This is a genomic window from Pseudomonas putida, assembly GCF_016406145.1.
Taxonomy (GTDB): Bacteria; Pseudomonadota; Gammaproteobacteria; order Pseudomonadales; family Pseudomonadaceae; genus Aquipseudomonas; species Aquipseudomonas putida_E.
This window is the reverse complement of record NZ_CP066306.1, coordinates 645768-666638: the sequence shown is the minus strand read 5'-3', so window position 1 is coordinate 666638 and position 20871 is coordinate 645768. Positions and strand designations below refer to the sequence as shown.

21 protein-coding genes are annotated in these 20871 nt (G+C 62.1%); 14 read left to right on the top strand and 7 right to left on the bottom strand.

Annotation, left to right across the window (positions count from 1 at the left end; translation table 11 throughout):
- The first annotated feature begins 74 nt into the window (after nucleotides 1–74).
- Both JET17_RS03050 and JET17_RS03045 read left to right on the top strand, forming a co-directional pair.
- Nucleotides 75–767 carry a DNA-3-methyladenine glycosylase gene (locus JET17_RS03050; protein ID WP_012312547.1) on the top strand — a complete coding sequence of 231 codons (693 nt, stop codon included), beginning with the start codon at nucleotides 75–77 and terminating at the stop codon, nucleotides 765–767.
- A 3-nt stretch (nucleotides 768–770) separates the two neighbouring features.
- Entirely contained in the window at nucleotides 771–2087 is a 1317-nt protein-coding gene (locus tag JET17_RS03045) for a bifunctional DedA family/phosphatase PAP2 family protein (RefSeq protein WP_012312546.1), read from the top strand.
- A 72-nt stretch (nucleotides 2088–2159) separates the two neighbouring features.
- On the opposite strand, the gene JET17_RS03040 is transcribed toward JET17_RS03045, so the two are convergent.
- The 3 genes from JET17_RS03040 to JET17_RS03030 are packed head-to-tail and all read right to left on the bottom strand — an operon-like array spanning nucleotide 2160 to nucleotide 3835.
- Nucleotides 2160–2750: an LON peptidase substrate-binding domain-containing protein gene (locus tag JET17_RS03040; protein ID WP_012312545.1), complete on the bottom strand. Its 591-nt coding sequence runs from the start codon at nucleotides 2748–2750 to the stop codon at nucleotides 2160–2162.
- Between the two features lie 9 nt (nucleotides 2751–2759).
- Nucleotides 2760–3476, bottom strand: a complete 717-nt coding sequence (locus JET17_RS03035; protein WP_012312544.1) for an LrgB family protein — start codon at nucleotides 3474–3476, stop codon at nucleotides 2760–2762.
- Nucleotides 3473–3835: a CidA/LrgA family protein gene (locus tag JET17_RS03030; RefSeq protein WP_012312543.1), complete on the bottom strand. Its 363-nt coding sequence runs from the start codon at nucleotides 3833–3835 to the stop codon at nucleotides 3473–3475. The genes JET17_RS03035 and JET17_RS03030 overlap by 4 nt, the downstream gene beginning before the upstream one ends.
- Before the next feature lie 144 nt (nucleotides 3836–3979).
- On the opposite strand from JET17_RS03030, the gene JET17_RS03025 reads away from it, so the two are divergent.
- The 3 genes from JET17_RS03025 to JET17_RS03015 all read left to right on the top strand — a co-directional run bounded on the left by JET17_RS03025 (nucleotide 3980) and on the right by JET17_RS03015 (nucleotide 6935).
- Nucleotides 3980–4435 carry a MaoC family dehydratase gene (locus JET17_RS03025; RefSeq protein ID WP_012312542.1) on the top strand — a complete coding sequence of 152 codons (456 nt, stop codon included), beginning with the start codon at nucleotides 3980–3982 and terminating at the stop codon, nucleotides 4433–4435.
- Nucleotides 4436–4529: 94 nt separating this feature from the next.
- On the top strand, nucleotides 4530–6263 hold the full coding sequence (locus JET17_RS03020; protein WP_012312541.1) for a C13 family peptidase: 1734 nt from the start codon (nucleotides 4530–4532) through the stop codon (nucleotides 6261–6263).
- 27 nt (nucleotides 6264–6290) lie between these two features.
- Entirely contained in the window at nucleotides 6291–6935 is a 645-nt protein-coding gene (locus JET17_RS03015; protein WP_012312540.1) for an oxidoreductase, read from the top strand.
- Nucleotides 6936–6981: 46 nt separating this feature from the next.
- Here JET17_RS03015 and JET17_RS03010 read toward each other — a convergent pair whose 3' ends face one another.
- From JET17_RS03010 to JET17_RS02995, 4 genes are all read right to left on the bottom strand, one after another.
- Complete coding sequence (locus JET17_RS03010) at nucleotides 6982–7248, bottom strand: YceK/YidQ family lipoprotein (protein ID WP_012312539.1); 267 nt, start codon at nucleotides 7246–7248, stop codon at nucleotides 6982–6984.
- A 17-nt stretch (nucleotides 7249–7265) separates the two neighbouring features.
- Nucleotides 7266–7895 (bottom strand): flavin prenyltransferase UbiX, encoded by a 630-nt coding sequence (gene ubiX, locus JET17_RS03005; protein ID WP_012312538.1) that lies wholly within the window; start codon nucleotides 7893–7895, stop codon nucleotides 7266–7268.
- Nucleotides 7892–9241 carry a UDP-N-acetylmuramate:L-alanyl-gamma-D-glutamyl-meso-diaminopimelate ligase gene (gene mpl, locus JET17_RS03000; protein ID WP_012312537.1) on the bottom strand — a complete coding sequence of 450 codons (1350 nt, stop codon included), beginning with the start codon at nucleotides 9239–9241 and terminating at the stop codon, nucleotides 7892–7894. The genes ubiX and mpl overlap by 4 nt, the downstream gene beginning before the upstream one ends.
- Nucleotides 9242–9307: 66 nt before the next feature.
- Entirely contained in the window at nucleotides 9308–11293 is a 1986-nt protein-coding gene (locus JET17_RS02995; RefSeq protein WP_012312536.1) for a sigma-54-dependent Fis family transcriptional regulator, read from the bottom strand.
- A 256-nt stretch (nucleotides 11294–11549) separates the two neighbouring features.
- On the opposite strand from JET17_RS02995, the gene JET17_RS02990 reads away from it, so the two are divergent.
- The 9 genes from JET17_RS02990 (at nucleotide 11550) to JET17_RS02950 (ending at nucleotide 20688) form a co-directional block, all read left to right on the top strand.
- Complete coding sequence (locus tag JET17_RS02990; RefSeq protein WP_012312535.1) at nucleotides 11550–13070, top strand: aldehyde dehydrogenase family protein; 1521 nt, start codon at nucleotides 11550–11552, stop codon at nucleotides 13068–13070.
- A 176-nt stretch (nucleotides 13071–13246) separates the two neighbouring features.
- Complete coding sequence (gene eat / locus JET17_RS02985; RefSeq protein ID WP_012312534.1) at nucleotides 13247–14695, top strand: ethanolamine permease; 1449 nt, start codon at nucleotides 13247–13249, stop codon at nucleotides 14693–14695.
- Nucleotides 14696–14743: 48 nt separating this feature from the next.
- Nucleotides 14744–16138, top strand: a complete 1395-nt coding sequence (locus JET17_RS02980) for an ethanolamine ammonia-lyase subunit EutB (protein ID WP_012312533.1) — start codon at nucleotides 14744–14746, stop codon at nucleotides 16136–16138.
- 8 nt (nucleotides 16139–16146) lie between these two features.
- Nucleotides 16147–16965: an ethanolamine ammonia-lyase subunit EutC gene (gene eutC / locus JET17_RS02975; RefSeq protein WP_012312532.1), complete on the top strand. Its 819-nt coding sequence runs from the start codon at nucleotides 16147–16149 to the stop codon at nucleotides 16963–16965.
- 107 nt (nucleotides 16966–17072) lie between these two features.
- Nucleotides 17073–17531: a GNAT family N-acetyltransferase gene (locus JET17_RS02970; protein WP_012312531.1), complete on the top strand. Its 459-nt coding sequence runs from the start codon at nucleotides 17073–17075 to the stop codon at nucleotides 17529–17531.
- 191 nt (nucleotides 17532–17722) lie between these two features.
- Nucleotides 17723–18370, top strand: a complete 648-nt coding sequence (locus tag JET17_RS02965; protein ID WP_012312530.1) for a DedA family protein — start codon at nucleotides 17723–17725, stop codon at nucleotides 18368–18370.
- An 8-nt stretch (nucleotides 18371–18378) separates the two neighbouring features.
- Complete coding sequence (locus JET17_RS02960) at nucleotides 18379–19194, top strand: zinc-dependent peptidase (protein WP_012312529.1); 816 nt, start codon at nucleotides 18379–18381, stop codon at nucleotides 19192–19194.
- A gap of 93 nt (nucleotides 19195–19287) precedes the next feature.
- Nucleotides 19288–19815 carry an inorganic diphosphatase gene (gene ppa / locus JET17_RS02955; protein ID WP_003255365.1) on the top strand — a complete coding sequence of 176 codons (528 nt, stop codon included), beginning with the start codon at nucleotides 19288–19290 and terminating at the stop codon, nucleotides 19813–19815.
- A gap of 171 nt (nucleotides 19816–19986) precedes the next feature.
- On the top strand, nucleotides 19987–20688 hold the full coding sequence (locus JET17_RS02950) for a LexA family transcriptional regulator (protein ID WP_012312528.1): 702 nt from the start codon (nucleotides 19987–19989) through the stop codon (nucleotides 20686–20688).
- The last annotated feature ends 183 nt before the right edge of the window (nucleotides 20689–20871 follow it).

Sequence of the window (20871 nt, the reverse complement as noted above, 5' to 3'; positions counted from 1 at the left end):
GAACTGCCTTGCTTCAGCCTCGATTAAGGCAATCATTGCTATCATCCGCGCCTACACCACCACGAATCGCCAGCATGCTAGACACTCCCCCCTGCCCTGCCCGCGTCTTGCCCGACAGCTTCTTCGACCGGGACGCCCAGATCTTGGCCAAGGCCCTGCTCGGCAAGGTCATCAGGCATCGGTATGGCGACCTGTGGCTGGCCGCACGGATCATCGAAACCGAGGCTTATTACCTGACGGACAGGGGCAGCCATGCCTCGCTTGGCTACACAGAGAAACGCAAGGCGCTGTTTCTCGATGGCGGGCATATCTACATGTATTACGCCCGCGGAGGTGACTCGCTCAATTTCAGCGCACACGGCCCAGGCAATGCAGTGCTCATAAAGTCGGCCTACCCCTGGGTGGACGCCCTTTCCGGTGCCAACAGCCTGGCGCAAATGCAGTTGAACAACCCCGACGCCAGCGGCAAGCTGCGCCCAGCCGAACGCCTGTGCGCCGGCCAGACCCTGCTCTGCCGGGCCCTGGGCTTGAAGGTACCGCAATGGGATGCCCAGCGCTTCGACCCTGAACGCCTGTACGTCGAGGATTGTGCGATCGCCGTGCCCAACGTGGTCCAGGCCGCGCGCCTGGGTATCCCCCATGGTCGCGATGAGCACCTGCCGTACCGTTTCATCGATGCCGAATACGCCCGCTTCTGCACCCGGAACCCGCTGCGCCGGGGGCAAGTCGAAGGGCAAGACTTTTTCATTCTCAAACAAGGAAGCTGAAACATGGGCCAATGGCTCGACAGCCTCACCGGCTGGCTCAGCGCCAACCCGCAGTGGCTTGGCGTGGCAATTTTCCTGGTGGCCTGCATCGAATGCCTCGCCATCGCCGGCATCATCGTACCTGGTACGGTACTGCTGTTTGCCGTCGCGGTATTGGCCGGCAGCGGTACCTTCAGCCTGGGCGAAACACTGCTGCTGGGGTTCCTCGGCGGCCTGCTCGGTGACGCCCTGTCTTACACGATAGGCAAGTACTTTCACCAGAACATCCGCCGCCTACCCCTATTGCGCCACCACCCGGAATGGATCGGCAGCGCTGAAACCTACTTTCAGCGCTACGGCATCGCCAGCTTGCTAGTTGGCCGTTTCATCGGCCCGCTGCGGCCGATGCTGCCGATGGTCGCGGGCATGTTCGACATGCCGTTACCGCGTTTCATTGCAGTCAGCGTGCTGGCCGGTGCCGGCTGGTCGGTCGCCTACCTGTTACCGGGCTGGGCTACAGGGGCGGCCATGCGCCTGCCATTGCCGGAAGGATTCTGGCTGGATGCAGGCATCATCGCCGGCTCCCTGGCGGTGCTGATCGGGCTGAGCCTGAACAGCAGCGTACGCGACCAGCGCCACGGGACGCGACTGATCGCCGGCTTGAGCTTTTTTGCATTGGCCGGCGTGTTTCTGGGGTGGCCGTACTTTCACGAGTTCGACCAAGGCGTGATGACCCTGGTGCAGGAGCATCGCAGCCAAGCCGTGGACGGCACCATGGTGCTGGTAACCCGCCTGGGCGATTTCCGCACCCAACTGTTCCTGGGGGGGCTGCTAACCGGCCTGCTGCTGCTCGCCCGACAATGGCGGCACGCACTGTTCGCCGGTGGCGCATTGATGGGTACGGCAATTGCCAATGGCTCACTTAAATGGCTGTTTGCCCGGGCGCGACCGGAGGTGTTGACCGACCCCCTGACCAGTTACAGCATGCCCAGCGGGCATAGCTCGGCCTCGTTTGCGTTCTTTCTGGTTATGGCGGTGCTGGCCGGGCGTGGCCAGCCGCCACGCATGCGCCTGACCTGGGTGATGCTGGGGTGCATTCCGGCGCTGGCGATCGCCCTGTCGCGCGTATACCTGGGGGCGCATTGGCCAACCGACATCCTGGCCGGGGCCTTGCTGGCCTGCTGCGTCTGCGCGCTCAGCCTGACGCTGGTGCAATATCGCCAGCCGCTCAATGCACTGCCACAACGGGTATGGTGGCTGGTACTACCGGCGTGTATCGCATTACTGGCTTTCTTTGCCCTGTATGCCTTGCCGCTGGCCCTGGAGCGTTACCAATATTGACGTGGGCTGTACAGCCCTGTCGCCGACAAGCAGGCTTGCCGGCGACAGGGCCGTAAAGGCAACCAGCCTCTATCAGGCAAACAGCTCACCCTGAATCCGCTCCAGCAGCCTCTGGATTTCCGCCAGCCGCTCCGACGGCGAGTCGATCGCCAGCAAGTCCAGCTTGTCCTCTTCCATGAACGGCAGCAGATAAGCCAGCTGGTTGGCCAGTGCCTGGCGCCCCGTGACGTCACGAGGCATGTCCAGTGCCTCGACCATCGGGTGCTCACCCAACGCCACCAGCAAGGCCAGCAGGTCATCGTCCTGGTCGGTCAGCGGGCTGTCCGCCTGCTCCGCCAGCCAATGCACCTCGCCCAGCAGCAACTGGTCTTTCTGCACTTCGGTCTGGCTAAGCTCGAAGCGCCGCACACCTTCCACACGGATACCCAGCAAACCATTGTCCTGCTGGACAAAATCACGGATCAGCGCCTCGCACCCGATCGATGCAACCACAGGTGGCGCCTTGCCGACCTGCTCGCCTTCGACGATGCACACCACACCAAAACCTGTGCCCTGCTTCATGCAGCGGCCAATCATGTCCAGGTAGCGGGCTTCGAATATCTGCAAATCCAGCAGGCAACCGGGAAACAACACAGTATTGAGGGGAAACAGCGGTAGCGTCATCACAACTCCTCAAGCCACCAGGCTGACCGCCAACGGCAGGAACACCGCCGTGGCCACCCCCATCAGGCTCATCGCCAGTGCGGCAAACGCGCCGCACTCGTCACTTTCCTGCAAGGCCACCGAGGTACCCACGGCATGCGCGGTCACGCCCAATGACATGCCGCGCGCCTCGGGACTATGCACACCAAAACGGCTCAACAATGCTGGGCCGAAAATGGCCCCGATCACCCCGGTGATCAACACGAAGACCGCCGCCAGCGCCGCCACACCACCAATTTGCTCGGCCACAAGCATGGCGATCGGTGAGGTCACCGACTTCGGCGCCATGGTCATCAGGATCATGTGTTCGGCACCGAACCACCAACCCAGCAACAGGCAGCTGAGCGTGGCGAACAAGCCTCCGATTACCAGCGTAGTAAATGTCGGCCAGAACAGCTGACGGATACGCCGCAGGTTGAGGTAGAGCGGCACGGCCAAGGCCACCGTGGCCGGCCCCAGAAGAATGTTCATGATCTCGGTGCTCTTGCGGTACTCACGGTAGTCGATACCACAGACAAGCAACACACCGATCACCATGACCATCGACACCAGTACCGGCTGCAGGAAGATCCAGCGTGTTTTCTCGTAAGCTGCCAGCACCACCTGATAGGCACCCAGCGTAATACCAATGCCAAACAGCGGATGGTGGACAACCGCATCGAGTGCACCCTGCCAATCGAGCATCATGGCTGCTCCCCGCGCTTGCCCTGGCGATGCATGAGTTTCTGCATCAATACCCCGACAAAGACCAAGGTGGCCAGGCAGGAGATCAAAAGCGCGCCGGCGATGGCCCAGAAGTCTGCAGCGATATCCTTGGCATACACCATCACACCTACTGCTGGCGGCACCAACAGTAGCGGCAGGTAGCGCAACAGGCTGCTCGCCGCCTCGTTCAACGGCTTGCCGACCTCACCGCGGGCCATGAGGAACAACAACAAGAGCAAAAGGCCGATGATCGGCCCGGGCAGTATCGGCACCAACAGATGATTGAACGCCGTACCCAGCAGCTGGAACAGCACCAGCCAGGTCAAACCACGCAGCAGCATAAGGATCTCCTTTCGGCATGCCGGCCATTATAAGCACGCGCAAGGCTATGGGCAGGCATTCGTCCTGGCACTGGCAACTTGACTGTAATTGTCCGCCGTGCTGATCTTGCACACTCGTACCAAATGACAACCTGGAGAGTCGTGATGCCCTATGTACCGGTTACCGAGCTTTCGCAGTACGTTGGAAAGGAACTGGGACGTTCCGACTGGCTGAAGATCGACCAGCAACGCATCAACCTGTTCGCTGAGGCCACGGGCGATTTTCAATTCATCCATGTCGACCCTGACAAAGCGGCCAAGACACCATTCGGCTGCACCATTGCCCATGGTTTCCTGACCTTGTCGCTGATTCCGAAGCTGATGGAAGACATTCTGGTGCTGCCTGAAGGCCTGAAGATGGTGGTCAATTACGGGCTCGACAGTGTGCGTTTCATTCAGCCGGTGAAAGTCGACAGCAAGGTGCGCCTGAAGGTGGATCTGGGTGAGGTGACCGAGAAGAAACCTGGGCAGTGGTTGCTCAAGGCTACCGCGACACTGGAGATCGAAGGCGAGGAGAAGCCTGCCTATATCGCCGAGCCGCTTTCGCTCTGCTTCGTCTGACCATTTTTTGGGGTCGCCACGCGGCCCCTGCCATGGCTGTCTCATCCGCCCCATTGTGCGGCATACTCGGCATAACTTTTGCCCGGATTCGGCCATGCGTGCTCTGTTGCCTATCACCCTGACCCTGATGCTCGCTGCCTGTGGCGATGGCGAATCGCTGTTGCCGCCGGATGCACGCCTGCCCGACGGCGGTCGCTACAGGGGCCAAGTGGTTGACGGCCTTCTGCAAGGCGAAGGACGCATCGACTATCCCAACGGCAGCTGGTATGCCGGCGGCTTCAAGGATGGCCAATGGCATGGTCAGGGCGAGTGGCATGGCAGTAATGGCGAGGTCTATCGCGGGCAGTTCGCCGCCGGCCTGTTCCAGGGCGTGGGCGAACTGACCACCCCAGGGAGCCACTATGCAGGGACATTCAGCCACGGCCGACGCGACGGCGAAGGTACGCTCAAGCAGGCCGATCAGACCTACCGCGGCCAGTTCAAGGACGATCAGTACCATGGCGCGGGCGAGCTCGAACTGGCGGACGGCAGCCGTTACCAGGGCTTGTTTGCCAGAGGCAAGCCCAATGGTGCCGGCGTACGCAGCGATGCCAGCGGCAATCAGTTCAGCGGCCGCTTCGTCGACGGTCTGTTGCAGGGCAGCGGCACCTACGACAGTGTCGATGGCGAGCAATATATCGGCGAGTTCAAGGACAATCGCCTGGAAGGTCGTGGCCGCTATGAAAACGCCGAAGGCGATGTCTGGATCGGCGAGTTCAAGGACGGCTCGCTGCTTGGCGAGGGGGAAATGCTGGGCAGCGATGGCAGCCACTACAAGGGCAGCTTCGTCGATTGGCGCCTGGCCGGCCAGGGCAGCCTGCAACTGCCAGATGGCAGCCACTATGTCGGCGGCTTCGAAAACGATGCCTACCAGGGTCAGGGTAAACTGACCCTGGCCAGTGGCAAGGTCCAAAGCGGTTACTGGGTCAATGGTGTGCGCGTTCGCGACCACAACGGCAAACTGCTCCCCGACCCGCTGGAACTGGCCCTGCTCAATCAAGGCAAGCTGCTGGAGGAGGCGCTGGCGCGCGTACCGCGCTCCACGCCGCCCATTGAGCTGTATAGCCTGGTGGTCGCTGGTGACGGCCAGCAGAGTGTATTTCTGCGCGAGGCCGACTACGTCAGCAATCTTTTGAAGGTGCGCTTCGGTGCCCACGGCCAGATCACGCTGGTCAATCACCGCGACCAGATGTCCACACGGCCCATGGCAACCCGCGAAAACCTTACCCGCGCCGCCCGCACACTGGCCGAGCGCACTGGCCCGCAGGACCTGGTGTTCATCTACCTGACCAGCCATGGCAGCCAGGACCACCAGTTGGTATTCGACCAACCACGCCTGCAGCTTGCCGACCTGTCCGCCGACGAACTGGCCAGTGCCTTGGCGCCGCTCAAGGAGCGCGACAAGGTAATCGTCATCTCCGCCTGCTATTCAGGGGGTTACATCACCCCGCTCAAAGATGAGCGAACAATCATCATGACTGCCGCACGGGCGGACAGGGTGTCATTCGGCTGCTCGGAAGAAGCCGATTTCACCTATTTCGGCGAGGCTCTGTTTGCCCAGGCGCTGAACCAGACCGACGACCTCGAACACGCATTCGAACTGGCGCGCAGCAGTGTTGCCGAACGGGAGAAGAGGGAAGGTTTCGAAGCCTCCGAGCCACAGATCTGGGCACCACCAGCCGTACTGGCACATTGGCAACGCTTGCGCCAGCAGCAAGCTGAAAAAGCCTTACGCAATGCCGCACAAGCGACTTCGCAAGGGCAGGAAAAAAGGCCAGCCCCACACTAGACTTGTGTGTAACACAGGAGAGACATCATGTACTTGACGCCTCAGCATGTCCTGCTTGCCGGAGCCACGGGCCTGACGGGTGAACACCTGCTTGACCGCCTGCTCAACGAGCCCACCATCAGCCGCGTTCTGGCACCCACCCGTCGACCACTGGCCGAACACCCACACCTGGAAAACCCGGTCGGCGACCCTGCGGTGTTTCTACCGCAACTGGCCGGGCGCGTGGACATCGCTTATTGCTGCCTGGGCACTACCTTGAAGCAGGCCGGCTCCGAGCAGGCGTTCCGCGCCGTCGACCTGGACATGGTGGTGGCCTTCAGCAAGCGTGCACGGGAGATGGGTGCGCGCCACCTGCTGGTGGTCAGCGCCATCGGCGCCGATCCCAAGTCGTCGATCTTCTACAACCGGGTCAAAGGCGAGATGGAAGAGGCGCTCAAAGCGCAGGATTGGCCGCAACTGACGATTGTCAGGCCTTCGCTGCTGCTGGGCGAACGTATCGCGCCGCGCCTGGGCGAACGGCTGGCTTCCCCGTTTGCGCGGTTGATGCCGGGCAAGTATCGGGGGATCGAAGCCTGCACATTGGCGCGGGCGCTGTGGCGCCTGGCGCTGGAGGAAGAGGACGGGATTCGGGTTGTCGAGTCGGATGAGCTGCGTAGATTAGGCAAGAAATAGCGCCCACCTGTAAGGCCCTGTCGCCGGCGAGCCGGCGGTGAGGCCGTTACAGACCGCCAGTGGCCTGGAAGCCGATCCCGGCAGCCGTCAGCAACGATAATGGCAACAGCAGGGTATCGAGCAGCATGCTCCCAGGCAGGTCCAGCCGTGGATATGTCGGCGCCTGAGCCCCGAAATGGTCCTTGGGGCAGCACCCGCCATTGATCACGTACAAGTCCAACCGGGTGCCGGCATACACCACCGGCGCGCCCGGCTTGTTGGCATCAAGCGTGCGCACCGTGGCACAGCCGTCAAGCAGCAGGACGGCCAGCATTGCAGGTAAAGTGCGCTTCAATCATCCGCCCCAAGATGATGCTCCCCCCAACGCGGCAACATGTCCTGCGGGATGTTCAGCAGGTTGAGAACGCGCGCCACGACGAAGTCGACCAGGTCATCGATTGTCTGCGGCTGGTGATAGAAGCCGGGGGCCGCCGGCAAGATAACCGCCCCCATCTGCGAGAGCTTGAGCATGTTCTCCAGATGGATGGTCGAAAACGGCGCCTCCCGCGGCACCAGGATCAGCTGGCGACGCTCCTTGAGGGTCACGTCGGCGGCACGCTCGATCAGGTTGTTGCAGGCCCCGGTGGCGATGGCCGACAAGGTGCCGGTGGAGCACGGCACCACCACCATGGCAGCCGGTGCGCCGGAGCCCGAGGCCACCGGCGACATCCAGTCCTCCTTGCCGTACACGCGGATCTGCCCATCGGCAGCACCGGTGTACTCGGTGAGAAAGGCCTGCATGGCCTGAGGCTTGGGCGGCAGCAGCACGTCGGTCTCGGTGGACATCACCAATTGCGCGGCCTTGGAGATGAGAAAATGCACCTCACGGTCTTCGCGCACCAGGCAATCGAGCAGACGCAAGCCATACTGCGCGCCGGAGGCGCCGGTCATGGCCAGCGTGATACGTTCCGGCCCGCTCACTTCAGGGCCTCGGCCAACTTGCCATGCAGGCCGCCAAAGCCGCCGTTGCTCATGATCACCACGTGTGTGCCCGGCCGCGCCTGGCCCTTGACCCGCTCGATGATCGCTTCGAGGCTGTCGGCGACCACGCTCGGCACCTTGCACTGCGCCGCAGTCGCCGCCAGGTCCCAGCCCAAGTTGGCTGGCGCATACCAGACTACCTGGTCTGCATCGTTGACGCTTTCCGGCAGGCCGTCACGGTGCGCGCCCAACTTCATGGAGTTGGAGCGGGGCTCGATGATGGCGATCACCGGTGCTTCGCCCACCCGCTTGCGCAGGCCGTCGAGAGTGGTGGCGATAGCCGTCGGATGATGAGCGAAATCGTCATAGATGGTTACGCCCTGCACTTCTGCGACCGTCTCCATGCGCCGCTTGACGCTCTTGAACGCGCTCAGGCCATCGATGCCCATGGCAGGCACTACCCCCACGTGTCGGGCGGCGGCCAACGTTGCCAACGCGTTGGCAACGTTATGCTGGCCAGTCAGGGGCCAGTCCACAATGCCTTGCGCTTGCCCCTCGAACAGCACTTCGAAGCGCGAGCCGTCGGCACTGAGCAGACGCGCCTGCCATTGGCCACCCTCCCCGGTGGTCTGCACTGGCGTCCAGCAGCCCATGCCGATTACCCGCTCCAGCGCCTGCTCGGTGGTCGGGTGGATGACCAGGCCTTCGCTCGGAATGGTGCGTACCAGGTGATGGAACTGCCGCTCGATGGAGGCGAGGTCCGGGAAAATGTCCGCGTGGTCGAACTCAAGGTTGTTGAGAATGGCTGTGCGCGGATGGTAGTGCACGAATTTTGAACGTTTGTCGAAGAAGGCGCTGTCGTATTCGTCGGCTTCCACCACGAAGAACGGCGTATCACCCAAGCGTGCCGAGACCGAGAAATTCTGCGGCACACCGCCGATCAGGAAACCAGGGCTCATGCCGGCATGCTCCAGAACCCAGGCCAGCATGCTGCTGGTGGTGGTCTTGCCGTGGGTACCGGCCACAGCCAGCACCCAACGCCCCTGCAGTACATGGTCGGCCAGCCACTGAGGGCCCGACACATAAGGCAGGCCTTTGTTGAGTACATACTCCACCGCAGGGTTGCCCCGCGACATGGCGTTGCCGATCACCACCAGGTCAGGTGCCGGGTCCAGTTGGGCCGGGTCGTAGCCCTGGGTCAGCTCGATGCCCTGGGCCTGGAGCTGGGTGCTCATCGGTGGGTAGACGTTGGCGTCCGAACCGGTCACACGGTGGCCGAGTTCTTTGGCCAGCACCGCCAGCGAACCCATGAAAGTGCCGCAAATACCGAGAATATGAATATGCATGGTCGACCTCGCAAAACTTCGAGGCAGGGTAGCCCAGGGCGCGGGAAATCGCACCCGCTGTTTCGCTCAAACGCCCCTGGCGATGCCGTGTTTGCGCAGTTTTCGATACAAGGTATTGCGGCTGATACCCAAATGCTCGGCGACACGGGTCAGGTGCCAGCGGTTTGCCTCCAATACGGACAACAGGGCCTGGCCCTCCGCCTGTAGGAGCGGCCTTGTGTCGCGAAAGGGCTGCGAAGCGGCCCCCGCAAACTGGGCAGCGTTATCGAAATCCTGGGGCCGCTCACCGGTCCTTTCGCGACACAAGGCCGCCCCTACAGGGCTGGAGGTGTTGCGCACGATTGCGGGCAGATCCGCAAACGCGACATGACAATCCTCACACAATGCCACCAACGTACGCAGCACGTTGCGCATCTGGCGCACATTGCCCGGCCAGGCAAAATCCAGCAGCGCCTGGCGGGCGCTTGGCTCGATTTCGATGGCCTGGCCTTGCGCTTCCTGTCGCAACAGGAAATCCAGCAACTGAGCCTTGTCACTACGCTCGCGCACCGCCGGCATTGCCACTTCCAAGCCATTGAGCCGGTAATAGAGGTCCTCGCGGAATGTGCCCTGCTCCACTCGCTCAAGCAGGTCGCGGTGGGTAGCACTGACGATCCGCACATCGACCGCTTGCGGCTCACCGCCGATCGGCACCACCTGGCGTTCTTCCAGCACGCGTAGCAGGCGGGTCTGCAGCGCCAGCGGCATGTCACCGATCTCGTCGAGCAACAATGTGCCGCCATCGGCCTGCAGCAGCTTGCCGCGCATGCCCTCCTTGCGCGCCCCGGTAAAACTGCCGCCGCGGTAACCGAACAACTCGCTCTCTATCAGGCTTTCAGGAATCGAGGCGCAGTTGACTGCCACGAACGGCTTGCCGCGCCGCTGGCTAGCCTGGTGCACTGCCTGGGCAAAGGCTTCTTTGCCACAGCCGGTCTCGCCCGACACCAGCAGTGGCACATCACGCTCGAAGACCCGCAGCGCACGCAGGAAGTCACCTTGCAGCGCCGGGTCCATCAGACAAATTCCGGGGGCAGCCTCTGGCCGGGCTTCGGGCAAACCAGCCGGCACCGCCCACACCGGTGCCTTCGCCTGACCCCGCAAGCTGGCAAATACCTGCCGACCATCACGTGTATACAGCGGCCAGGCCGGGCTGCCATTGGGCATGGCGCGGCTGAAGAGCTCATCATGGTTACAGGCAAAGAACATTTCCAGCGGCTTGCCCAGCACCCCGCCACGGATGGTGCCCAGCAGGTTGAGGGCGCTCTGGTTGGCCGCGCAGATACGGCCATCGGCATCGAAAGCCAGCAGCCCTTCGCTGAACAACCCCACCGACTCGGCCTGCAGGTGAAAGCGCAGCAACCATTGCTGTTCGAAGTGGCGCAGGAAATAACAGCTCTCGATCATCTTCGCCGAGAGGTTGACCAGCGCCATGGTATGAAACTGGCTCTGACGCGAGACATCCGGCCTCGCCGATGACACATCGAGCACTGCCAGCAGCTCGCCATGCGGGTCGAATACCGGGCTGGCCGAACAGGTCAGCCCGGTATGACGACCGCGAAAGTGTTCGTTCTGATGGATGGTCAGCGCCTGGCGCTCGACCAGACATGTGCCGATGCCATTGGTGCCTTCGCGCGCCTCGCTCCAGTCAGCGCCCAACCACAACCCCGCACGTTCGAAAATGCGCCGTTCGCTGGGTGCGGTGACACAGTTGAGGATGACACCGCGCGCATCGGTAAGCAGGACCGCGTGCCCGGCACCTGATAGCTGCTGGTGCAAGCTGTTCATTTCATTATCGGCGATTTTCAGCACCTGGTTCAGGCGCTCACGGCTTTCGAGCAGGCGGCCGTGTTCCAGCACGACCGGCGCCGCAAGCACCTCGGGATCAAGATGGTAGTCCTCCAGGCATCGCAGCCAGGAGCGGGCAATGGACGGGTCGCTGCCGGCACCGCCGGCTTCGCCGTGGGCAACGGTATGCACTTGCTGGGCATGACGACTGAGGTGGTGGCTCTGCATTGGTTGTTGTTCTCCGCAGATAGAGCGTCCTGCCAGCATCCTCCACCCGCCCGGGCTTTGCAATGCACCGCAATCAAGCGTGTCGCAAACGGTACAAAGTGTCACACAGACCGTGCCATCCCTGGCACAGCAACCCCTGCAGACTCACCCAGAAACCACGCAATCTATTGATTCCAAAGGCCCTCACCACGCTGGCCCAACCTTTGCTCTACGCTTTCCAACTCCTCAACAAACACAATTAACCAGGAGACACACCATGCGTTATGCACATCCCGGTACCGAGGGCGCGAAGGTTTCCTTCAAGAGCCGCTACGGCAACTACATCGGTGGTGAATTCGTAGCTCCGGTCAAGGGGCAGTATTTCGACAACACCTCCCCGGTGAATGGCAAGCTGATCGCTGAATTTCCCCGCTCCACTGCCGAAGACATCGACAAGGCGCTCGACGCCGCCCACGCTGCCGCCGATGCCTGGGGCCGCACCTCGGTGCAGGACCGCTCCAACGTGCTGCTGAAGATCGCCGACCGCATCGAGCAGAACCTGGAAGTGCTGGCCATCACCGAAACCTGGGACAACGGCAAGCCGGTCCGCGAAACCCTCAACGCCGACATTCCGCTGGCGGTCGATCACTTCCGCTACTTCGCCGGCTGCATACGCGCCCAAGAGGGCGGTGCCGCCGAGATCAACGAAAATACCGTGGCCTATCACATCCATGAGCCACTGGGCGTCGTCGGGCAGATCATCCCGTGGAACTTCCCGATCCTGATGGCCGCCTGGAAACTGGCCCCGGCCCTGGCCGCTGGCAACTGCGTGGTGCTCAAACCGGCCGAGCAGACCCCGCTGGGCATCACCGTGCTGGTAGAGCTGATTGGCGACCTGCTGCCGCCCGGCGTGCTCAATGTAGTCCAGGGCTATGGCCGCGAGGCCGGCGAAGCACTGGCCACCAGCAAGCGCATCGCCAAGATCGCCTTCACCGGTTCTACCCCGGTCGGCTCGCACATCATGAAATGCGCCGCCGAGAACATCATCCCGTCTACCGTGGAGCTGGGCGGCAAATCACCCAACGTCTACTTCGAAGACATCATGCAGGCCGAGCCGAGCTTCATCGACAAGGCGGCCGAAGGCATGGTGCTGGCGTTCTTCAACCAGGGCGAGGTATGTACCTGCCCGTCGCGGGCGTTGGTGCAAGAGTCGATCTACCCGCAGTTCATGGAAGTGGTGATGAAGAAGGTGCTGCAGATCAAGCGCGGCGACCCGCTCGACACCGACACCATGGTCGGCGCCCAGGCTTCGCAACAGCAGTTCGAAAAAATCCTGTCGTATTTGCAGATCGCCCAGGACGAAGGCGCCGAACTGCTGACCGGCGGCAAGGTGGAGAAGCTGGAAGGCGCGTTGGCGACCGGTTACTACATCCAGCCGACGCTGCTCAAAGGCAACAACAAGATGCGCGTGTTCCAGGAAGAAATCTTCGGCCCGGTAGTCAGCGTCACCACCTTCAAGGACGAGGCCGAGGCACTGGCCATCGCCAACGACACCGAGTTCGGCCTTGGCGCCGGTGTATGGACCCGCGACATCAACCGCGCCTACCGCATGGGCCGCGGCATCAAGGCTGGCCGCGTATGGACCAACTGCTACCACCTGTACCCGGCGCACGCCGCGTTCGGCGGGTACAAGAAGTCCGGCGTGGGCCGTGAAACCCACAAGATGATGCTCGACCACTATCAGCAGACCAAGAACCTGCTGGTGAGCTACGACATCAACCCGCTGGGCTTCTTCTAAGCGGCAAGCTGCAAGCTGCAAGCTGCAAGCAGCAAGAAAAAACGGATAGAACGCCGACCCGCTTTTTCTTGAGGCTTGTAGCTTGCGACTTGTAGCTTCCATGGCTCGCTTCCTGCAGTACCCATCACCATCGGCCGGCACCCGTCCGGCCACCAAGAAAAAGAACAGGTGAAACTATGCCAAGCGATCAATCCTCCGGCGCACCGGCAGGCGCTTCCGTCGATTTTGAAAAGGTCGGGTCGGACTACTTCCAGCAACGAGAACTGAAAAAAGGCGCCGCCGGCTGGGTCCTGCTGGTGGGCCTGGGCGTTGCCTACGTGATCTCCGGCGACTATGCCGGCTGGAACTTCGGCCTTGCCCAAGGCGGCTGGGGCGGCATGTTCCTCGCCACCCTGCTGATGGCCACCATGTACTTGTGCATGTGTTTTTCGCTGGCCGAACTGTCATCGATGATCCCTACCGCCGGGGGCGGCTACGGCTTTGCCCGCAGCGCCTTCGGCCCGTGGGGCGGCTTTCTGACAGGCACGGCGATCCTGATCGAATATGCCATTGCACCGGCAGCCATCGCGGTGTTCATCGGTGCCTACTGCCAGTCCCTGTTCGGCATTGGCGGCTGGATGATCTACCTGGCGTTCTACATCGTCTTTATCGGCATCCACATCTTCGGGGTCGGTGAAGCCTTGAAGCTGATGTTCATCATCACTGCCGTCGCCGCCATCGCCCTGGCTGTCTTCCTTGTGGGCATGGTGCCCCATTTTGATGCGGCGAACCTGTTCGACATCGCCCAGACCAACGCGGTCGGCGCCAGCAGTTTCCTACCGTTCGGATACGTTGGCGTGTGGGCGGCAATCCCCTACGCGATCTGGTTCTTCCTGGCGGTAGAAGGCGTACCACTGGCTGCCGAGGAAACCAAGAACCCGAAACGCGACCTGCCACGTGGCCTGATTGGCGCCATGCTGGTGTTGCTGGCTTTTGCCCTGCTGATCCTCGTGGTAGGCCCGGGGGGGGCGGGCTCCGAAGCGCTCAAAGCCTCCGGCAACCCACTGGTAGAAGCACTTTCCAAGGCGTATGGCGGCTCCACCTGGATGGGCGGCTTCGTCAACCTGGTTGGCCTGGCTGGTCTGATTGCCAGCTTTTTCTCGATCATCTATGCCTATTCGCGGCAGATCTTCGCCCTTTCACGCGCGGGCTACCTGCCGCGAAAACTGTCTGAAACCAACAAGAGCAAGGCCCCGGTACTGGCCCTGATCATCCCTGGCATCATCGGTTTCGGCCTGTCACTGACCGGCCAGGGCGACCTGCTGATCCTGGTTGCGGTGTTCGGTGCGACGTTGTCTTATGTACTGATGATGGCTGCGCACATCACCCTGCGCATCCGCCGGCCCAAGATGGAACGCCCCTATCGCACCCCTGGTGGCATCTTCACCTCGGGCGTCGCCCTGGTGCTGGCATGCATCGCCGTGGTCGCAGGCTTTTTGGTCGACCCGCGGGTGGTGATTGGCGCTGCAGTGATCTATGCAGTATTGATTGCCTACTTTGCGTTCTACAGCCGCCACCACCTGGTCGCGGGCACACCGGAAGAGGAATTCGCCGCGATCCAGAAGGCCGAAGAGGCTCTGCACTGATTGCCGACACCTGCCGCGGGCACGCCCGCGGCACTCTGGAGATTCTGTATGGCAAGTTTCGTACACACGGTAGGCCACCTGGTCTACCGCTTCGACAGCCTCAAGGAAGTGATGGCCAAAGCCAGCCCCGCACGTTCCGGGGATTACCTGGCTGGCGTTGCCGCCGTCAATGATGGTGAACGGGTGGCGGCGCAGATGGCACTGGCCAATATTCCGCTCAGCCACTTCCTCAGCGAAGCGCTGATCCCTTACGAGCAGGACGAAGTTACCCGCCTGATCATCGACACCCACGACGCCCAGGCCTTCGCCCCGGTCAGCCACCTCACCGTCGGCGGCCTGCGTGACTGGCTGCTCAGCGACGAAGCCAACGAGGACAGCCTGCACGCCCTTGCGCCTGGCCTGACTCCGGAAATGGCCGCTGCCGTATCGAAGATCATGCGCGTACAGGACCTGGTATTGGTGGCGCAGAAGATCCGTGTGGTCACCCGTTTTCGCGGCACCATGGGCTTGCGCGGGCGCCTTTCGACCCGCTTGCAGCCCAATCACCCGACCGACGAGCCGGCTGGGATTGCCGCCAGCATTCTCGATGGCCTGCTGTACGGCAACGGCGACGCCATGATCGGCATCAACCCTGCCACCGACAGCATCGCCTCGATCTGCGCCATGCTGGAAATGCTCGACGCCATCATCCAGCGCTATGACATTCCCACCCAGGCCTGTGTACTGACCCACGTCACCACCTCGATCGAGGCAATCAACCGCGGCGTGCCGCTGGACCTGGTGTTCCAGTCGATTGCCGGCACCGAGGCGGCCAACGCCGGCTTTGGCATCAACCTCAACGTGCTGCAGGAAGGTTACGAGGCCGGGTTGTCGCTCAAGCGCGGCACGCTGGGGCAGAACCTCATGTATTTCGAAACCGGCCAGGGCAGCGCCCTGTCGGCCAACGCTCACCACGGCGTCGACCAGCAAACCTGCGAAACCCGCGCCTATGCCGTGGCCCGCCATTTCAAGCCGTTTCTGGTCAACACCGTGGTCGGTTTCATCGGCCCGGAGTACCTGTATAACGGCAAGCAGATCATCCGTGCCGGCCTTGAGGACCACTTCTGCGGCAAGCTGCTGGGCGTGCCGATGGGGTGCGACATCTGCTACACCAACCACGCCGAGGCCGACCAGGACGACATGGACACCCTGCTGACCCTGCTGGGTGTGGCCGGGATCAACTTCATCATGGGCATCCCCGGCTCCGACGACATCATGCTCAACTACCAGACTACCTCGTTCCATGACGCGCTGTATGCGCGCCAGACCCTGGGCCTCAAACCCGGGCCTGAGTTCGAGGCTTGGTTGCAGCGCACCGGTATATTCACCCAGGCCGATGGCCGGGTACGCTTCGGCGACAACCTGCCGCCGGCGTTCCGCCAGGCCTTGGCACAGCTGGCATAGAGGTGACCATGGACCGTCAGATACCCACCCCCGAAAATCCTTGGCTGGCCCTGCGCAACCTGACGCCGGCGCGTATCGCCCTTGGCCGCAGCGGCATCAGCCTGCCAACCAGCGCCCAGCTGGACTTCCAGTTCGCCCACGCCCAGGCCCGCGATGCCGTGCACCTGGCATTCGACCACACGGCACTGAGCGAACAATTGAAGGAACGCGGGCGTGACAGCCTGGTACTGCACAGCGCCGCCAGCGACCGCAACCAGTACCTGCAACGCCCGGACCTGGGCCGGCGCCTGAACGAGCGCTCGGTGGAACAGTTGCGCCAGCACGCCAAGACCAACCCTGGCGGCTGCGACCTTGCCATCGTGGTGGCCGACGGCCTCTCGGCCCTGGCCGTGCATCGCCATACATTGCCGTTCCTGGCACGTTTCGAGGAACAGGCCGCCGCCGATGGCTGGACCAGCGCACCGGTTGTGTTGGTGGAGCAAGGCCGGGTAGCCGTGGCCGACGAAGTGGGCCAACTGCTGGGGGCGCGCATGACCGTAATGCTGATCGGCGAGCGCCCCGGGCTCAGTTCACCCGACAGTTTGGGTTTGTATTTCACCTACGCGCCAAAGGTGGGCCTGACCGACGCTTACCGCAACTGCATCTCCAACGTGCGCCTGGAAGGCCTGAGCTACGGCATGGCCGCGCATCGCCTGCTATACCTGATGCGCGAGGCCTGTCGCCGACAGCTGTCTGGCGTGAATCTTAAGGACGAAGCGGAGGTCCATACTATCGACAGTGAAAACACCTCTAATCAAAAAGGCAATTTCCTACTCGGTGAAGGGTAAAGAACATGTCACGGACGGCGGATTGCGCTTCTGGCCGGCATTGGGCAGCATGCGATTGAAAGCTGCTGGCATTTCGCTGTTTCCCAAATGGACTCTGAGGGCCGCACATGCGCATCATCAAGGCAACCCTGGAACACCTCGACCTGCTCACCCCGCTGTTCGTCCGATACCGCGAGTTCTATGGGCAACTGCCATACCCGGACAGCTCGCGCAAATTCCTGGAAACGCGCCTCAAACGCGACGAGTCGGTCATTTACCTGGCACTGCCGGACGATGACGACGCCAAACTGCTGGGCTTCTGCCAGCTCTACCCGAGCTTCTCGTCGCTGTCGCTCAAGCGGGTGTGGATTCTCAATGACATCTATGTGGCCGAAGACTCACGGCGCATGCTTGTGGCTGACCACCTGATCCGTGAGGCAAAGAAGATGGCCAAGGACACCCAGGCCGTACGCATGCGGGTTTCGACCAGCGCCAACAACGAGGTGGCGCAGAGGACCTATGAATCCATCGGTTTTCGCAAGGATACCGAGTTCGAAAGCTACATATTGCCGATCAGCCAAGACTGATCAGTACTGGCCCGACCGCCGGCTGGCCGGCGATCGGGCCGGTACCGGCACCCTCAGTAACCCCCCGCTACAAACTCTCCGGGCATCCTCGCGACTTGGCCGTATAATGCCTGCCCCTGGCATGTCTGAAAATTTACCCTACCGCAAGTCCGCTCGCCCGTAGCTGCGGGTCAAGAACACAGGTGCTGTACATGGATTTCAACCCGCTGGACCTCATCCTGCATCTCGATGCCTACCTTGATCTGCTGGTCACCAATTACGGCCCCTGGATCTACGCCATCCTGTTCACCGTGATTTTCTGCGAGACCGGCCTGGTGGTAATGCCCTTCCTGCCGGGTGACTCACTGCTGTTCATCGCCGGCGCCGTGGCCGCAGGTGGCGGCATGGACCCGGTGCTGCTGGCCGGCCTGCTGATGGCTGCGGCAATCATGGGTGACAGCACCAATTACGTGATCGGGCGAACGGCAGGTGAACGGCTGTTCAACAAACCCGATTCGAAAATCTTCCGCCGCGACTACCTGCAGCGCACCCATGAATTCTATGAACGCCATGGTGGCAAAACCGTGACCCTGGCGCGCTTCCTGCCGATCCTGCGCACCTTCGCGCCGTTCGTCGCGGGCATCGCCCACATGCATTACCCGCGCTTCCTGGCCTTCAGCGTTGCAGGCTCGCTGCTGTGGGTAGGTGGCCTGGTGACCCTCGGCTACTTCTTCGGCAACGTGCCATTCATCAAGCAGCACCTTTCGCTGATGGTGGTCGGCATCATCTTCCTGTCGCTGGTACCCATGGTCCTGGGCCTGCTGCGCGGCCGCCTGGGCCGCACCGCCAAGGCACACTGACAAACGCCATGTGGTCCTTCAGCGCCTGGCGGCGCAAGCGCACGTTGGCGCGCTACCCGGTCGACCCGCAGCAATGGCAGGCGATCCGTGAACGCCTGCCAATGCTCGATGGCATCAGCGACGACGAAGACCGTCGGCTACGTGATGCCTGCATATTGTTCCTGCTCGACAAACACCTGACCACCTTGCCCGGCGTCGAGCTGGATGACCAGCAACGGCTGTTCCTCGCCGCCCAGGCCCAGCTACCGCTGTTGCACCTTGGGGACCTCAACTGGTACCAGGGCTTTCACGAGATCATCCTCTACCCGGACGACTTCAAGAGCCCCCAGCGCCATCGCGACGCCAGTGGCGTGGAGCATGTCTGGGATGGAGAACACAGCGGCGAGGCGTGGCAGCAAGGCCCGGTGATCATGGCCTGGGCCGGAGTACTGGCCAGCGGCGGCTGGGAAGCCTACAACCTGGTGATCCACGAGCTGGCACACAAGCTCGACATGCTTAATGGCGATGCCAATGGCCTGCCACCGCTGCACAGCGACATGCAGGTTGAAGACTGGGCCACAGCCATGCAGCAGGCGTATGACGACCTCAACCGCCAGCTGGACGCCGACCCTGAAACGCAAACGGCCATCGACCCTTATGCGGCCGAAAACCCGGCTGAATTCTTTGCCGTCACCAGCGAGTACTTCTTCAGCGCGCCCGACCTCTTGCAGCAGGCTTATCCACAGGTGTACCGGCAACTGTCACTGTTCTACCGCCAGGACCCTCTGGCGCGCCTGACGCGGTTGCAGGCCGAACACCCTGACTACCGCGAAAGCCACGTCTGATGCGCCCGCGCATCAGGTCGGGCGTGGCATGCCCAGGCCGAATGTGCCTATAATCGCCGCCACTTTTTTGATCAAACACGGGGGCACTGCCCAATGAGCTACAGCAAGATTCCGGCTGGCAAAGACCTGCCGAACGACATCTACGTCGCCATCGAGATCCCGGCCAACCACGCGCCGATCAAGTACGAAATCGACAAGGACAGCGATACCCTGTTCGTCGACCGCTTCATGGCTACCCCGATGTTCTACCCGGCCAACTACGGCTTCATCCCGAACACCCTGGCCGACGACGGTGATCCGCTGGACGTGCTGGTGGTTACGCCTTACCCGGTCGCCCCAGGTTCGGTCATCCGCGCTCGCCCAGTCGGCGTTCTGAACATGACCGACGACGGCGGCGGCGACGCCAAGGTCATCGCTGTTCCGCACGACAAGCTGTCGCAGCTGTACGTTGACGTGAAGGAATACACCGACCTGCCAGCACTGCTGATTCAGCAGATCGAGCACTTCTTCGCGAACTACAAAGATCTCGAGAAGGGCAAGTGGGTCAAGATCGAAGGCTGGGAAGGCGCCGACGCCGCCCGCGCCGCGATCACCAAATCGGTCGCTGCCTACAAGGGCTGATACCGGTTGCACCAAGCCCCGCTTCGGCGGGGCTTTTTTGTGTGCGCGCTGCAATGGTAAAAAATCCTACGCAGTCCTAATCCAGCGTCCTACCGTTAGGCGTTTTTCGTACACATCACGTCAACACCCGGTTCATATCCCTACTGGCACAGCGCCGCTACACTCGGCTGCATGAAAACCTCCGGTGACCGCCTCAAGGCCCTCCTCCACGAGTGTGGCCTGACCTCTTCCGACTTCGCCGCCCAGCGCGGTGTGACGCCCCAGCACATCAACAACTGGTTCAAGCGCGGCGTTCCCCTGGCTCGCCTGGACGAACTGGCCGATCTGTTCTGCGTGCACCGGCGCTGGCTACGCTGTGGCGAAGGCCCCAAACACCCCAGCTCGATCCTGCACAGCTGTGCCCTGCCGCCCGCCTCGGATAATTCGCCATCCTCGCTGTCGACACAGGCTACCCGGCTCTTGCAGGTGCCGTTTCAGCAAGTGCACGACGGCAAGCTCGTGGCTCTCGACGGCAAATACCTGCAACTCCCGATTGAAGCGCTGCAAGCCTTGGGCGTGGCAACAGAAAATGTCGTCTGCCTGGCCATGCCAAACCAAAACATGACGCCGTTGGTGCCACGCGACGCGATACTGGCCATTGACGTCAGCCAGACACAGGTCAAGGACGGTGAAACCTATGCCCTGCTGCACAATGGCACCCTCAGGGTGAACAGCCTCAGCCTCGGCCACAAGGGCACCCTGTGCCTGCACAGCCATGACAGGCGCAACTACACCGTGGAACGTTTTACCCCCGCCCAACGCCAGGCACAGCACTTGAAGATACTCGGCTGGGTATTCCACTGGTCGCATTTTTGCCAGCAACGCCCCGAATGAAACACCCTGTGCCATTTTTTGCTGGGCATCCTGAGCAGGCCCTTGTATGCTACGCGCCACATTCAGCCCCGACCGGCGCAAGCCGCAGTCCAGAGGGCTCGGCAACGTTTCACACGAACGTTCGCCATCTCTTTCAGGCCCTTGATGGCCACACAGTTAAGGCGGTTGCGGCTTACCATAAAT